The sequence below is a fragment of the Streptomyces sp. genome, from assembly GCF_036566765.1.
Classification (GTDB): domain Bacteria; phylum Actinomycetota; class Actinomycetes; order Streptomycetales; family Streptomycetaceae; genus Streptomyces.
Map to the genome: position 1 here is coordinate 13,264 of NZ_DATCVQ010000553.1, position 14,994 is coordinate 28,257.

At 71.6% G+C, this 14,994-nt stretch carries 11 protein-coding genes; 8 read left to right on the top strand and 3 right to left on the bottom strand.

Annotation, left to right across the window (positions count from 1 at the left end; genetic code table 11):
- Positions 1–206 precede the first annotated feature (206 nt).
- On the top strand, positions 207–2,525 hold the full coding sequence (locus tag VIU94_RS31960) for an LAVTG motif-containing sortase-dependent surface protein (protein ID WP_331916774.1): 2,319 nt from the start codon (positions 207–209) through the stop codon (positions 2,523–2,525).
- Between the two features lie 70 nt (positions 2,526–2,595).
- Here VIU94_RS31960 and VIU94_RS31965 read toward each other — a convergent pair whose 3' ends face one another.
- The 3 genes from VIU94_RS31965 to afsR form a co-directional block, all read right to left on the bottom strand.
- Positions 2,596–2,730, bottom strand: a complete 135-nt coding sequence (locus VIU94_RS31965) for a hypothetical protein (RefSeq protein ID WP_331916776.1) — start codon at positions 2,728–2,730, stop codon at positions 2,596–2,598.
- Between the two features lie 320 nt (positions 2,731–3,050).
- Positions 3,051–3,233 (bottom strand): co-regulatory small protein AfsS, encoded by a 183-nt coding sequence (gene afsS / locus VIU94_RS31970; protein WP_331916778.1) that lies wholly within the window; start codon positions 3,231–3,233, stop codon positions 3,051–3,053.
- A gap of 214 nt (positions 3,234–3,447) precedes the next feature.
- Positions 3,448–6,504, bottom strand: coding sequence for an SARP-family global regulator AfsR (afsR, locus tag VIU94_RS31975; RefSeq protein ID WP_414721048.1), 3,057 nt, complete (start codon positions 6,502–6,504; stop codon positions 3,448–3,450).
- A 142-nt stretch (positions 6,505–6,646) separates the two neighbouring features.
- On the opposite strand from afsR, the gene VIU94_RS31980 reads away from it, so the two are divergent.
- The 7 genes from VIU94_RS31980 to VIU94_RS32010 form a co-directional block, all read left to right on the top strand.
- Complete coding sequence (locus VIU94_RS31980) at positions 6,647–7,867, top strand: amidohydrolase family protein (RefSeq protein ID WP_331916782.1); 1,221 nt, start codon at positions 6,647–6,649, stop codon at positions 7,865–7,867.
- Between the two features lie 112 nt (positions 7,868–7,979).
- A complete protein-coding gene (locus VIU94_RS31985) occupies positions 7,980–8,810 on the top strand; it encodes a class I SAM-dependent methyltransferase (RefSeq protein ID WP_331916784.1) in 831 nt (276 codons plus the stop codon).
- Entirely contained in the window at positions 8,807–9,988 is a 1,182-nt protein-coding gene (locus VIU94_RS31990) for a hypothetical protein (RefSeq protein ID WP_331916786.1), read from the top strand. The genes VIU94_RS31985 and VIU94_RS31990 overlap by 4 nt, the downstream gene beginning before the upstream one ends.
- 114 nt (positions 9,989–10,102) lie before the next feature.
- Positions 10,103–11,023, top strand: coding sequence for a TIGR03619 family F420-dependent LLM class oxidoreductase (locus tag VIU94_RS31995; protein ID WP_331916788.1), 921 nt, complete (start codon positions 10,103–10,105; stop codon positions 11,021–11,023).
- Positions 11,024–11,037: 14 nt separating this feature from the next.
- A complete protein-coding gene (locus VIU94_RS32000; protein WP_331916790.1) occupies positions 11,038–11,799 on the top strand; it encodes an SDR family NAD(P)-dependent oxidoreductase in 762 nt (253 codons plus the stop codon).
- A 119-nt stretch (positions 11,800–11,918) separates the two neighbouring features.
- Entirely contained in the window at positions 11,919–13,043 is a 1,125-nt protein-coding gene (locus VIU94_RS32005; RefSeq protein WP_331916792.1) for an LLM class flavin-dependent oxidoreductase, read from the top strand.
- A 272-nt stretch (positions 13,044–13,315) separates the two neighbouring features.
- Positions 13,316–14,994: N-acyl-D-amino-acid deacylase family protein (locus VIU94_RS32010; RefSeq protein ID WP_331916794.1), on the top strand; the 1,679-nt coding region annotated here is incomplete at its 3' end.

Sequence of the window (14,994 nt, forward strand, 5' to 3'; positions counted from 1 at the left end):
TCATGCGGAAGCACTCAAGCGACTTGTGTGCAGGCCCTGTTGATTCCGTGGCGCGCCGAGAAACGCTTGGGCGCGACGAGGGCTCGGTGACTAGTGTCGTCCCGTGTGGTGACACCAACGGGGGCCGTGCACCACCTCTGACCGGGGCGCCATCTGCCCCCGGCGCTGGATCGTCATCCCTGCCCCCACGAGGGACCCGATCGAGAATGCATTCTGCGATACGTACGCCCGGCGGGCGCCTGCTGCGCCGGGTGGGCTTCGTGCTCGGCGCGGCCATACTGGCCGCCGGGCCGCTGCCCGTACTCCAGGACACCGCGGACGCGGCGCCGCCCAAGCCCATGCTGGGGCGCTGCCAGGACAAGTACGGCACGTCGCCGACGCCGCCGCCGATGAACCGGCTGCCCGGCTACAAGCCGGCCGGACCGAACCAGTGGAAGACGCCGAACGCCGAGGACCGCTTCTACGCGTTCGACCACCTCTCCCTCGGCTACGGGCTCCTGTCCGACCCCAGCCTGATCAAGCTGCCGGACGGGGACAACCCCAAGAAGTACGCCTGGGGCACGCCGGAGAACGCGGTCGCCACCTGGAAGGAGAAGCAGTCCGGCAGCAAGCCCTACGAGGGCACGTTCAACGAGTGGCTGAACAACGTCTACGGCCGCAACGAGGGCAACAACCGGCGCGGCAACGCCTTCGAGGCGGAGGTCGTGAAGTACCTCGACCTCGGTGGCGTCGACTGGCTGTGCCAGAAGAACCTCCGCGACCTGGACCCCCGGCTCCACCGGGAACTGGAGCGGACGCTCGGCAAGACCGTGATGAAGGACGGCCGGGTCTTCGACTCGGTCAATCTGCGCACCAAGACCATCTACGAGATCAAGTCGGGCATCGGCTACGACGCCCGGCAGCTCAAGATCGACGCCGAGCTGGTCAAGCGGGGCTGGCGCGTGGTCTACATCAACGGCCAGCAGCCCGACGACGAGACCGTCAAGAAGTACAAGGCCGCCGGGGTGAAGTACTACCGGCACGGCGCCACGCCGAACCCGCGGTTCACGCAGGGCACGTACACGCCGAGCAACCGGACGTTGCTCACTCCCGACCCCAACAAGCCGTCCTTCGGCTCGGGGACCAACATGGTCCGGCAGTCGCCTGTGACCCCCGAGGACGTGCGGCGCATGCAGGAGCGGTCCCGCGGTCTCATCAGCAACCCCGCGCAGAACATGCGCTCCTACGGCGGCATCGACTTCTCCACCCTCGACCTGTCCTTCATCGGACAGACCAAGGGCGGCAACGTGTCGTACGCCTTCAGCGCGAAGAACGCCGAGGAGGGCGAGGGCGGCTACGGGGGCAAGGAGAAGGCCCAGCTGATCTCCGACGCCTTCTTCACCTGGCTGGCGCTCACCCCTGATCACTTCTGGGTCAACCTGAACCCCGACGACCCGGGCACGATCATGCAGTCGCCGTTCGACAAGACCGACGCCGGCCGCGTCCTGCTGCAGGCGGACATGGAGATGAAGCGCGACTTCGGCCGCGCGGAAGACCCCAAGACCGAGGCCGGCAAGGCGTTCTGGGACCGGATCACCAAGATCGACGGCGCGCCGTGCATGGGCTCCACCCGGAACTGGATCGTGCCGCGGAAGGCCGAGGTCCGGCTGGAGGACGACGGCCTCTACATCCTCAATGCGCCGCTCGAGGTGAAGACCGTCGCGCAGGACTACGACGCTCCCGGCCCCGGCGGCGGGATGCCCTGCAAGCTGACGAAGGAGCAGACCGAGCACAACATGCGGGTCTACCGCGAGACGATCCTTCCCGTGGTGGACAGGCAGGTCAACACCGACCCCAAGTACGCGGACCTGCGCCGGACCTACAAGGCGCGGATCGGCGCCGAGTACGTGCGGCAGACCGTCACGAAGGACCCGAAGGCCTTCGGCGGCTCCTTCAACAAGATCGTCAACAGCAACGACGTGGCCCGCTGGCCCCTGCGCGGCAAGAACGCCGACTGGGACAAGATGACCGTCTGGCGGGAGATGAGGAAGTCCTACACCGAGGGCGACTTCAAGTACGAGATCCCGGTCAACGGTGAGGTGTGGGTCTACACCGTCGGCGGCGTCGACTTCTCGAAGCAGCCGCAGCGGCCGGTCTCCCAGGCGCAGTTCAAGGCGGAGAAGCCGAACCTGCCGTCGGTGACGAAGGGCTCCAAGAACGAGGTGCTGGGCTACCAGGACACCGGGACGACGCTGCTGGGCGGCGACAACTCCGGCAAGGCGGGCGGCGGAAACCCCGGCCCGACGCCGAAGCCAACGCCCACCCCGACGCCGACGGACCCCACCCCGGGCCCGAGCCAGACCCCTTCGCCGACGCCCACGACCGGCGGGCCCACCCCGCCGCCCGGCGGCACCGGTGACGGCGACCTGGCGGACACCGGCAGCAACCAGGCCCTCACCCTGGCAGGCACGGCCGCGGCCCTCCTGGCCGCGGGCGGCGCCACGCTGATCTGGCGCAAGCGCCGGCGCGCGGCGACGCACGACTGACGCGTCAGTCGCACCGCGGCATGACTCGGCCCCCGCACCGTGAGGTGCGGGGGCCGAGTCATGGGAGCCGTCACATCGTGGTGGTGACGTGGACACCCGTGCCGACGTCGGTGACGTGCTGGTCAGCCAGCGCCGGGCTCGCGGTGCCGACGGCGACGGCCGCGGCGATGAAGGCGCCGACGAGGAGGCGCTTGGTGCGGGTCATGTCCAACTCCTGGAGAAGTCAGGGAATCCGATGACGTGACTGTGTCTGTTTGCGATCGTCAACACCATGGTTGTACGCATTACCAGCCAACAACTGGCCAGAAGTTCGCGAGAGCGAGCATGTTGGTGACATGGCAGAGGGGCCGGGCAGATGCCCGGCCCCTCTGTTCCGCGTCCGGTCGCCGCGCGCCGCGCCCAGTCCGCCGGGTTCCCCCGAGCCCGATGGACGTCCCCCATGCGCCTGCGTTCGTCGGCCGGACGCGCACGGCCCCGGCGGCTCCCCCGTTGGCGCCGCCGCAGCCGTACCCCGTGGGGGAGTGGCTACTTGGCCGGCTCGGTGGTGGCGTGCTGGTCCAGCGGCTTGATCGGCTCGCTCGTGGCGTGCTGGTCCATCGTCCGGATGTCGCCGCCGGTGGCGTGCTGGTCCAGGGTCGTGACGTCGCCACCGGTGGCGTGCTGGTCCTGGGGCTTCAGCTCGGTCTCGCTCTTCTTGGGCTCGGTCATCGTGAGTCCCTCCCTATTGCAGTGGAGTTGGTCTGTGGAGGCCCGTCCGGCTGCTCCCCCGTGGGCGGCCGGGCGGGCCTCGTAGGGCCGTTCACCCTAGTGCGTCGGAGTGACAGACCCCTCGCCGACCCGTCTGCCCCCCGACGCGACGGATCGATGTGAAGGAGCATCCCCCGCGGCGATAAACGTTCGATGAACGTGCAGACCGGGCCCGTTATGCGGCAGCGGAGGGCGTCAGCAGCGATCGCAGGAGCGCGGCCTCGGGCGAGCCCAGCCCCTCGTGAATGGTGAGCGCCTCGCTCCAGCAGACCTGGGAGCGGTCGGTGTGACCGATGCCCTGGAGCGCCCTGCCGAGGACGGTGAGGACGTTGGCGCGCCGCCACTCCCCGCCGACGCCGTTCAGCACCGCGAGCGCCTGCTCCGCCATCGCGGCCGCCTGGGCGGGCCGACGGGCCGCGATATCGACCTCTGCCAGCCGGTAGAGCGTCATGCCCTCCCACAGCCGCTGCCGGCTGTCCCGGAACACGGCCAGCGCAGCGCGCAGCGCCTCCGCGCCCAGTGCGTGTTTGCCGCTCTCGGTGAGCGCCATCCCGAGCGCGTAGCGGCCGTTGGCCCCACGGAAGGAGTTGCCCATGGAGTCGTAGATGGCGATGCCGCGTTCGGCCAGCGAGACGGCGCTCTTGAGGCGTCCCATCGCCAGGTGGATCCGCGAGAGGTTGCACAGGGCGCTGGCTTCGCTGGGCCCGTTCCCGTCCGCCCGGAAGCCGTCGATGGCGTCGGTCAGGTGCTTCTCGCCGTCGGCGTGGCGGCTCTGGTAGATCGCGACGATGCCACGGGAGTTGGCCGCCCAGGCGAGGGTGAGGGCGTCCTTGGTCTGCTCGGCGAGGCCGGCGGCGAGTGCGGCGTCACGGTCGGCCTCGTCGAAGCGCCCCGTGTGGGCGTGGACGTTGCTGAGCGCCATCAGCCCACGGGCCTCGGCGTATTGGTCGCCGGCCTCGCGTGCGGCGTCGCGCAGCGCCGCGGCCACTGACTCGTACTGCTTGGAGTTGGCACCGGACTCGCCCAGGTCGACCGACGCCCACAGCAGGTCCACCGCCCGCCGCAGCGTTCCCGCGCCGGCCGACTGCCGGACGCACGCCAGCAGGCAGTTCGCCTCCGCGTAGAGCCAGTCCTGGGCCTCGTGGCGGTCCGTGAACGCCAGGCCCTCGTACGCCGTGGGCTCCAGGTGGTCGACCAGGCGGTCGCCCGGCCGCTCGATCGCGTACACCCCCGCCGCCGTCGACAGATAGAAGTCAAGGAGTCGCGACAGCGCCGCCTCTCGCTCCGCCGGCGGCTGCTCGTCGCGCTCCGCGCATGCACGCGCGTAGAGGCGGACGAGGTCGTGGTAGCGGTAGCGGCCGGGGGCGGCGGACTCCAGGAGGGAGGTGTCCACGAGGGCCTCCAGGAGGTCCTCGGCGTCGTGGAGGGGGAGGTCCAGGACTGCGGCCGCGGCGGCCAGGGAGATGTCGGGGCCGTCCGGGAGGCCGAGCAGGCGGAACGCGCGGGCCTGGGCCGGCTCCAGCTGGCCGTAGCCGAGCTCGAAGGTGGCCTTGACCGCGAGGTCCCCCGCCTGGAGCTCGTCGAGCCGGCGGCGCTCGTCGGCGAGCTTCGCGGCGAGCACCGAGACCGTCCACGTGCGCCGCGCCGACAGCCGGGACGCGGCGATGCGGATCGCCAGCGGCAGGAAACCGCACGCCGCGACCACGTCGAGCGCCGCCTCCCGTTCCGCCCGCACCCGCTCCTCGCCCACGATCTTCGTGAAGAGCTGGAGCGCCTCCTCCGGGGACATCACGTCCAGGTCCACCAGATGCGCCCCCGCCAGGTCCACCATCCGGATCCGGCTGGTCACCAGCGCCGCGCAGCCCGCCGTGCCGGGCAGCAGCGGACGGATCTGGGCCGCGTCCCGCGCGTTGTCGAGCAGCACCAGGACCCGGCGGCCGTCCAGCGTCGAGCGGTACAGCGCGGCCCGCTCGTCCAGCGAGTCCGGGATCGCCGAGTCGGGCGTGCCCAGGGCGCGCAGGAACGCGCCGAGCACCGTCTCCGGCGCCGCCGCCCGCGCCCCCGCGCCCTGCAGGTCCACGTACAGCTGGCCGTCCGGGAAGTGCGGGCGCGCCGCGTGGGCGACGTGCACGGCGAGGGTCGTCTTGCCGACGCCGCCGATGCCGGCGAGCGCCGAGACGGCCATCACACGGCCCTCCGCCGTGGCCAGCCGGTCGCCCAGCTCGTGCACGAACGCGGCGCGGCCGGTGAAGTCGGAGACGGTCGCTGGGAGTTGCGCGGGGCGGGAGACGGTCGCCGGCGCGGGGGTCTGCTCCGCCACCGGGCGGGCGAGCTCCGCGTCGGCCTGGAGGATCCGCTGCTGGAGCCGGGCCAGCTCGGGGCACGGGTCCACGCCCAGTTCGTCCGCGAGCAGCCGTCGGGTGTCCGCGTACACGGCGAGCGCCTCTGCCTGCCGGCCGCTGCGGTACAGGGCGAGCATGAGGAGTTCGCGCAGTCGCTCGCGCAGGGGGTGCGCGGCGGTGAGCGCGGTCAGCTCGGAGACGGCCTCCGCATGGCTGCCGACCTCCAGGTCCATGTCGAGCCGGGTCTCCAGGAGGGTGAGCCGCCACTCCTCCAGACGGGCCCGCTGCGTCTCGGCGTACGGCCCGGGCACGGAGGCGAGCACCTCGCCGTCCCACAGCCCGAGCGACTTGTTGATCAGGGCGCGGGCCTCGCAGCGGCCGCCGGACGCGCGCAGTTTCTCCGCCTCGGCGGCCAGATCCTGGGCGACGTTGAGGTCGAGGGCCTCGCGCGGGGCGCGGATCGCGTACCCGCCGGCGTCGCTGACCAGGACGCCCGGGTCGAGCACCTTGCGCAGCCGGGAGGCGTACGTACGGACCGCCGCGAGTGCCTGCGAGGGGGGCTCGTCGCCCCAGATCGCGTCGATCAGCTCGCCCGCGGTGGCGGTGCGGCCGTCGCGCAGCAGCAGCGCGGCGAGCAGGGCCCGCTGCTGCGGGGAGCCGGACGGCAGCGCCTCGCCGCCCCGCCAGGCCCGTACGGTGCCGAGCACGCCGAACCGCAGGTCCGAGGCCGCCTCGGGCGCGGGCGCCGACCCAGGCGCATCGGGCGTCGGGGCACCGGACATCGCCGCACCGTGCGCCGCGCCTGCCGCGGCGCTGCGCGTCGGCGCGTCCTCGGGACCCGTTCGCGGAGCTCTCTGCCCCGGCACTCGCGGGCCGTTCTCACGGTCCATAGCTCCCCCTGCCCGTACCGCTGGTTTCGCCCAAGACAGTCTGCCTTGTCCGGAGGGGGCGCGTCAGCATGGAGTGACTGTCTGCACAGGATCTACCGCACGAGAAGCTGACGATCCGTCAGATCGGCGCTACCGTGACACCATGGAGACCTTCCCGAAGATCATCTCGGTGGACGACCACACCGTGGAGCCCCCCAGCGTCTGGCGGGACCGGCTCCCGTCCAGGTACCGCGACATCGGCCCGCGCATCGTTCGCGCCCCCCTGAAGGAAATGACCTTCCTCGGCGGCAAGTTCGCCCCGGTCATGGGCGCCAAGGGCGACGACGGGCCGATCGGCGACTGGTGGGTGTACGAGGACCTGCACCGCCCGCTCACCCGGCTCGACACCGCCGTCGGCTACGACCGCGACGAGATCAAGCTGGAGGTGATCACGTACGAGCAGATGCGCCCGGGCTCGTACAGCGTCCCCGACCGGCTCGCCGACATGGACGTCAACCACGTCCAGTCCGCCCTGTGTTTCCCCACCTTCCCCCGTTTCTGCGGCCAGACGTTCACCGAGGCGTCCGACCGCGAGCTGGGGCTGCTCGGCGTGCGCGCGTACAACGACTGGATGGTGGAGGAGTGGTGCGGCCCCGACGCCGCCGGCCGGCTCATCCCGCTCACCCTCATCCCGCTCTGGGACGCCCACCTCGCCGCCGAGGAGGTCCGGCGCAACGCCGCCCGCGGGGTGCGCGCCGTCGCGTTCTCCGAGATACCGCCGCACCTGGGCCTGCCGTCCATCCACACCGACTACTGGGACCCGTTCCTCGCGGCCTGCGACGAGACGGGCACGGTCGTCGCGATGCACATCGGCTCCTCCAGCCGCATGCCGTCCACCTCGGCGGACGCGCCGCCCGCCGTCGGCTCCACCATCACCTTCGCCAACTGCTGCTTCTCGATGGTCGACTGGCTGATGAGCGGCAAGTTCGAGCGCTTCCCGAACCTGAAGATCATGTACGCGGAGGGCCAGATCGGCTGGATCCCGTACATCCTGGAGCGCGCGGACGTGGTCTGGGAGGAGAACCGCGGCTGGGGCGGAGTCGCCGACAAGGTGCTGCGCCCGCCGTCCGAGCTCTTCGCCGAGCACGTGTACGGCTGCTTCTTCGACGACGCCTTCGGCCTGAAGAACCTGGACTCCATCGGCGTCGGCAACGTCCTGTACGAGACCGACTACCCGCACTCCGACTCCACCTGGCCCAAGTCCCGCGAGGTCGGCGAGGCCCAGATGGGGCACCTGGACCCGGCGACCGTCGAGCGGATCGTGCGCGGCAACGCCATCGACCTGCTGGGGCTGACGGAGGACGGCCTCTGGCCGGGGGCGTAGAAGAAGCAGAGGGGGCGCATGTCGGAACGTCCTACGCGCCCCCTCCCGCACCCCAACTGGCCTGCCTCTGCGCCAGGTTGACATTGATCGTCGGCGTGATTGCATTACGGGCATGCACCTTGGAGTGGAGCAGACCGCGTATCTCGTCAACGAATCACGGGCCCGCCGGCCCGAGCTCGCCCGCGACCCGCTGGCCGCCGCCTGGATCCCGGACGGCGAACGGGGCGACGTGCGCGCCCTGTGGGAGGAGTTCGCCGGCGACGTGTACCCGTACGACGACCTGGTGGTCTCGCTGCGCGGCAGATTCATCGCGGACACGCTCGAGCGGGCCCTGGCCCAGGACCCCGACACCGTGCTCGTCGTCTGCGGCGCCGGCTTCTCCTCGTACCCCTGGCTGCTGCCCTTCCGCACCGCCCTGGAGGTCGACCTGCCCACCATGATCGAGGCCAAGCGGCAGCGCGCGGCCGAGCTCATGGACGCGGGCGTGATCCCGCGCCGCGACGTGCGCCATCTCGCCGCCGACCTCGGCACGCCGGCCGGCCGCGAGGCGGTCGCCGCGGCGGTCCGTGAGCTCGCCGACGGGCGGCCGGTCGCGTATGTCGCCGAGGGCCTGGTCTTCTATCTGCCGCCGGACGAGGCGCGGGCGGTGGCCCGGCTCGGCGCGGAGTTCGCCGACCACGCGGTCACCGCCGTCAGCTACTGGCCCGACTGGGCCGAGGACAACCGGGTCCTCGCCGACCAGCGGCTCTGGTTCCGCCGCCGCTCCGTCCCCGAGGACGCCAGCTATCTCACCCACGACGAGCTGCCCGGCCTGCTCGGCGGCGGGTCGGTGGAGGACCACGGCCCCGAGTCGCTGCAGCGCCGCTACCTGGACCATGTGGAGGTCCCGGAGAGCGACCTGATCCCCGAGTACGTCGCGGTGTCCTGGGGCGGTGGGAGATGACGGAGGTACTGCACCTGCAGAGCAGGGCGTACCCCCTCCACTACAGCTCGCCCGACCTCACCCAGGGCTCGGTCCTGGTCCCGGGGCACGGCGAGTTGCGGCCGGTGGCCGGGCGGATGGGCTCACTGGCGTACAACCACGACGCGGTCATCGAGATAGATCTGACCGACATGGCCGTGTCGGGGATATCCCTGCCCGGGATAGAGATAGCGGGCTGCCATGCCCGCATCCTGAGCGGCGGGTCCGTGCTCGTCGTCTACGCGCTGCGGCACGAGCAGGACCTGCGGCGGCTGTCGCTGTCCGAACTCGACGCGCTGGACGCCCGGGTCAACGACGCGCTGCGCGAGGCGGACGCGCCGATCCTGTCCGCCATGCTGAACGCCTCGGTCGGCAGCGGCCTGGTCCGCGGCCTGCGACTCAGACCCGACCGGGAGCTCGCCGGCGACGAGTCGCCGACGGACCGCCGCTCGGTCCGGTACAACTGCCACTTCGTGACGCAGGACCCGCCGTGGGCCACCGACCCGCGAGTGCCGGAGCTGATACTCGGTCCGGCCTGCCGGGTCCTGCTGCCGTTCACGTACGCCTGGGACGTCGACCCCCGGGTCCCGATGGGCGAGCTGCTCACGATGACCGAGCCGACCGACATCGCGGTGGCCCAGCAGTCGCTGCTCGCGGGCGCGCTGCTTGCCGGCCGCGAGATCCTCGTCGACCTGGCCGGGACCCATCCCGACCGGGCCGACGTGCACGCCTTCCGGCACTTCCTCGACGGCATCTGGGCGGGCTTCTACCACCTGGACAGCTACCGCATCGAGTCCGCGCAGGACCACCGGGCCACCTATCTCGCGGCGCGCGAGGTCATCGGCCTGGACGGCACCCAGGACCGGGCGGACAAGCTGCTCAGCTATGTGAGCAACTCGATGCTGGCCTCGGCCATGCAGCGCACCGAGGAGCTGGACAACCGGCTCAACCGAGTGGCCTCCGCGCTCGCCGTCTTCACGGTCGTCGCGTTCGCCCTGGACTCGGCGGTGTTCCTGCTGGGGGAGGACGGCCCGCTGTGGGGGCGGCTGACCGCCGTCCTCGGCGTGATGGCGGCCGGCGCGGCCGGTCTGTACGTCACCGTCCATCCGCGGGCGCGCGAGCGCCGTTCGCGCAGGAGGGCCGCGGAGCCCGGTTCCTGAGGCGCGGCCGAACCTCGACCACCTCGTCCCACCCCTTGCCTGACGATGCGTCAGTGACGACGATGGGGGCTCGCGTCCGTATCTGACGTTCCGTCAGGCAAGGGGTGGGGTCCAATGGTGATGTACGGGATGCAGCTCCCGGTCCAGTCGCAGAGCACCCTGTACGCGGAGCCCTGGGAGGCCGTCGCGGGCCCCGCCGACCTGGTGGAGATCGCCCGCGTCGCCGACCGGACCGGCTTCGGCTATCTGGCCTCCTGCGACCACGTCGCCATCCCGCGGCGGCTCGCCGCGGCGATGAGCACCGTCTGGTACGACCCGGTCGCCACCCTCTCCTACCTCGCCGCCGCCACCGAGCGGGTCAAGCTCCTGTCGCACGTCGCGATCGTCGGCCTGCGCCACCCTCTGGTCAGCGCCAAGGCGTACGCGACGCTCGACTGCCTCTCCGGCGGCCGGCTGATCCTCGGCGTCGGGGCCGGGCACGTGCAGGAGGAGTTCGAGGCGGTCGGCGCGGACTTCGCGCGGCGCGGCGGACTGCTCGACGAGACGATCGACGCGCTGCGGGCGGCGCTCGGACCGGAGGAGTACGCGGAGTTCAGCGGCGAGCGGTTCGCCTTCAAGGACCTCGGGCAGCGGCCCCGGCCCGCGCAGGAGCGGGTGCCGGTCTGGGTCGGCGGCTCCTCGCCGGCCGCCGTGCGTCGGGCCGCGCTGCGCGGCGACGGCTGGCTGCCGCAGGGCGACCCGCGCGACCGGCTGCCCGGGCAGATCGCCAAGCTCCGCCGGCTGCGCGAGGAGGCCGGCATCGAGGCGCCGGTCACCGTCGGCGCGATCACCGAGGCGCTGTACGTCGGGGACGCCGGCTGGGACGTCGGGCGGCGCACGCTGACCGGGAAGCCGCAGGCGCTGGCCGCCTCGCTGCGCGCGTACGGGGAGATGGGCGTGCACCAGATCCAGGTCCGGTTCCGCTCCCGGAGCCGTACCGAACTCACCGACCAGATGGCGGCGTTCGCCGCGGAGGTCGCACCACACCTGAGCTGAGGAGCGTGGCAGGCATGGGCAAGCTGGACGGGCGGGTCGTCATCGTCACGGGCGCGGCGCGCGGGCAGGGCGAGCAGGAGGCCCGGCTGTTCGCCGCGGAGGGGGCCCGGGTGGTACTCGGGGACGTCCTGGACGACGCGGGCGAGGCGCTGGCGAAGGAGCTGGGGGAGGAGAGGGCGGCGTACGTCCACCTCGACGTCACCCAGGAGGCCGACTGGACGGCCGCGGTCGACCGCGCCAAGGAGCGCTTCGGGCGGATCGACGGCCTGGTGAACAACGCGGGGATCCTGCGCTTCAACGAGCTGGTGTCCACGCCGCTCGATGAGTTCCAGGCGATCGTGCAGGTCAACCAGGTGGGCTGCTTCCTCGGGATCCGCACGGTCGCCCCCGAGATCGAGGCGGCCGGCGGCGGCACGATCGTCAACACCGCCTCGTACACCGGCCTGACGGGCATGGCCGGAGTGGGCGCGTACGCGGCGACCAAACACGCCGTGCTCGGGCTGACCCGGGTCGCGGCGGTGGAGCTGGCGGCGAAGCAGATCCGGGTGAACGCGGTCTGCCCGGGCGCGATCGACACCCCGATGAGCAATCCGGAGGGCGTGGACCCGGCGGCGACGGCGGAGCTGTACCGGAACCTGGTGCCGCTCGGGCGGATCGGCAAGCCGGAGGAGGTGGCGGCGCTCGCGCTGTTCCTGACCTCGGACGACTCGGCGTACATCACGGGGCAGCCGTTCGTGATCGACGGCGGCTGGCTGGCGGGCGTCAAGCTCTTCTGACGCCCGAACCCGTCTATCTGACGCCTCATCAGCTATTGACGCACCCGCCCCGCGGTGCGAAAGTCGGGCACATCAAGGATCTGACGGTACGTCAGAAATGACGAGGACGGTGAACCCCCTTGGAATTCGGGATCTTCGTACAGGGATACGTCGGCAAACGAGCCGAGACCGATCCCGAGGCCGAGCACAAGGCGCTGATGGAGGAGACCGAGTACGTCATCCAGGCGGACGCGTCCGGGTTCAAGTACGCCTGGGCCTCCGAGCACCACTTCCTGGAGGAGTACTCGCACCTCTCGGCCAACGACGTCTACCTCGGCTACCTGGCCCACGCCACGGAGCGGATCCACCTCGGCTCGGGCATCTTCAACCCGCTGGCCCCGGTCAACCACCCGGTCAAGGTCGCCGAGAAGGTCGCGATGCTCGACCATCTGTCCGGCGGGCGCTTCGAGTTCGGCTCCGGGCGCGGGGCCGGCTCCCACGAGATCCTCGGGTTCATGCCGGGCATCACCGACATGAACCACACGAAGGAGATCTGGGAGGAGACGATCGCCGAGTTCCCCAAGATGTGGCTCCAGGACGAGTACGCCGGCTTCCAGGGCAAGCATTGGTCCCTGCCGCCGCGCAAGGTCCTGCCGAAGCCGTACGGGAAGTCCCACCCGGCGATGTGGTACGCGGCCGGGTCGCCGTCCTCGTACGCGATGGCGGGCAAGAAGGGGCTCGGGGTCCTCGGGTTCAGCGTGCAGAAGGTCTCCGACATGGAGTGGGTCGTCGAGTCGTACAAGACGGCGATCAAGGAGGCCAAGGCGGTCGGCGACTTCGTCAACGACAACGTGATGGTGACCTCGACCGCGATCTGCGCGGAGACGCACGAGAAGGCGGTCGAGATCGCGGTCGGCGGCGGGCTCAACTACCTGCAGTCGCTGCTGTTCCGCTACCACGACACCTTCCCGCGGCCCGAGGGCATCCCGGAGTGGCCGGAGCTGCTTCCGGAGTACAGCGCGGAGATCATCGAGCTGCTCATCGCTGAGGAGCTGATGATCTGCGGCGACCCGGGCGAGGTGCTCGCCCAGTGCAAGCGCTGGGAGCAGGCGGGCGCGGACCAGCTGTCCTTCGGGCTGCCGATCGGGGTGTCGTACGAGGACACGATGAACTCGATCAAGCTGATCGGCGAGCACGTGATCCCCAAGATCGACACCGACCCGGTCCACCGCACCACCCGCTTCCGCGGGGCAGCCGGTAGCTGAGGGGGGCCGGCGCCCCTTGAAACCCGGGCGCCCACGTGGTGCGGGTACGGGCACGGGCGGAGGCGCCCGCAGGGGCGCCGTCCGTTGCGCCCACCCGGTCCCCCCAGGACTTAGTCCTGGGGGGACCCCACAGCGGAACGTATGCCCACAACGACCCCCAGCGCGAGGCGGTGTCTTCCCGGACCGCCGCCTCGTATCTGCCCCGGCCGGAGGCCGTTTCCGCGGCGGCTCCGGCCGGGGCACGCCCGTGCCCACGCGCAGAGAGGACCGTCATGCTCGATCACCTGATCAAGGGCGCCACCGTCGTGGACGGCACCGGCGCCCCCGCCTTCACCGCCGACGTGGGGATACGCGACGGGCGGATCGTCTTCCCCGAGCCCGGCGCGCAAGCCCGTACCACCGAGGACGCCGCCGGGCTCGTGCTCGCGCCCGGGTTCGTCGATCCGCACACGCACTACGACGCCCAGCTCTTCTGGGACCCGTACGCCACCCCGTCCATGAACCACGGCGTCACCACCGTCGCCGGCGGGAACTGTGGGTTCACCCTCGCGCCGCTCCACCCCGACCGGCCCGAGGACGCCGACTACACCCGCCGCATGATGTCCAAGGTCGAGGGCATGGCCCTCACGGCCCTGGAGGAGGGCGTCGACTGGAGCTGGTCGTCCTTCCGGGAGTACCTCGACGCCCTCGACGGCCGGATCGCCGTCAACGCCGGCTTCATGGTCGGGCACTGCGCCCTGCGCCGGTACGTGATGGGCGAGGACGCGGTCGGCGGCCGGCCCACGGCCGAGCAGCTGCAGCAGATGGTCGCGCTGCTGAAGGAGGCCATGGAGGCCGGGGCCTGGGGGCTTTCAACCACCCAGTCGTCCACCCACTCCGACGGCGACGGCGCGCCCGTCGCCTCCCGGCACGCCGCCCCCGACGAGCTGATCGCCCTGGCGAAGGCCGTCGGCGAGCACGAGGGCACCCAGCTGGAGGCCATCCTGGCCGGCTGCCTGGACCAGTTCTCCGACGAGGAGATCGAGCTCTTCGTCGAGATGACCGCCGCCGCCGGGCGGCCCCTCAACTGGAACGTCCTCACCATCGACGCCGCCGTCCCCGAACGCGTCCCGCGCCAGCTCGTCGCCTCCGAGCGGGCCCGCAAGGCCGGCGGCCGGATCGTCGCCCTCACCATGCCGATCCTCACCCCCATGAACATGTCCCTGGGGACCTTCTGCGCGCTCAACCTCATCCCCGGCTGGGGCGAGATCCTCGCCCTGCCCGTCCCCGAGCGGATCGAGCGGCTGCGCGACCCGGAGGTCCGCGCGGAGATGCTGCGGCGCGCCGACTCCAAGGAGGCCGGCGTCTTCCGCCGCCTCGCGCGCTTCGAGCGGTACGTCATCGGCGACACGTACAGCCCCGAGAACGAGGGCCTGACCGGCCGCGTCGTCCGCGACATCGCCGCCGAGCGCGGCCAGGACGCCTTCCAGTGCCTCGTGGAGATCTGCGCCAACGACGAGCTGCGCACCGTCCTGTGGCCCATGCCCACCGACAACGACCCGGCCTCCTGGGCGCTGCGCCGCGAGACCTGGGAGCACGAGGACGTGATGCTGGGCGGCTCGGACGCCGGCGCGCATCTGGACCGGATGTGCGGGGCCCCGTACACCACCCGCTTCCTCGGCGACTGCCTGCGCGGCCGGAAGCTGATCGGCCTGGAGCAGGCGGTGAAGATGCTGACCGACGACCCGGCCCGGCTCTTCGGGCTGCGCGGGCGCGGCCGGATCGCCGAGGGCTACCACGCCGACCTGGTGCTCTTCGACCCCGAGCGGATCGACGCCGGCCCGGCGACCCTCGTCCACGACCTGCCGGGCGACAGCCCGCGGCTCGACTCCAAGGCGCTCGGCGTGGTGTCGGTGCGGGTCAACGGCGTCGAGACGATCCGGGACGACGAGGTGACCGGCGCGGTGCCCGG

What these genes read in the sequence shown, in the direction of transcription:
- VIU94_RS31960 (WP_331916774.1), top strand. Translation starts at nt 207, where the DNA reads ATGCATTCTGCGATACGTACGCCCGGCGGGCGCCTGCTGCGCCGGGTG.
- VIU94_RS31965 (WP_331916776.1), bottom strand. Translation starts at nt 2,730, where the DNA reads ATGACCCGCACCAAGCGCCTCCTCGTCGGCGCCTTCATCGCCGCGGCC.
- afsS (WP_331916778.1), bottom strand. Translation starts at nt 3,233, where the DNA reads ATGACCGAGCCCAAGAAGAGCGAGACCGAGCTGAAGCCCCAGGACCAG.
- afsR (WP_414721048.1), bottom strand. Translation starts at nt 6,504, where the DNA reads ATGGACCGTGAGAACGGCCCGCGAGTGCCGGGGCAGAGAGCTCCGCGA.
- VIU94_RS31980 (WP_331916782.1), top strand. Translation starts at nt 6,647, where the DNA reads ATGGAGACCTTCCCGAAGATCATCTCGGTGGACGACCACACCGTGGAG.
- VIU94_RS31985 (WP_331916784.1), top strand. Translation starts at nt 7,980, where the DNA reads ATGCACCTTGGAGTGGAGCAGACCGCGTATCTCGTCAACGAATCACGG.
- VIU94_RS31990 (WP_331916786.1), top strand. Translation starts at nt 8,807, where the DNA reads ATGACGGAGGTACTGCACCTGCAGAGCAGGGCGTACCCCCTCCACTAC.
- VIU94_RS31995 (WP_331916788.1), top strand. Translation starts at nt 10,103, where the DNA reads ATGGTGATGTACGGGATGCAGCTCCCGGTCCAGTCGCAGAGCACCCTG.
- VIU94_RS32000 (WP_331916790.1), top strand. Translation starts at nt 11,038, where the DNA reads ATGGGCAAGCTGGACGGGCGGGTCGTCATCGTCACGGGCGCGGCGCGC.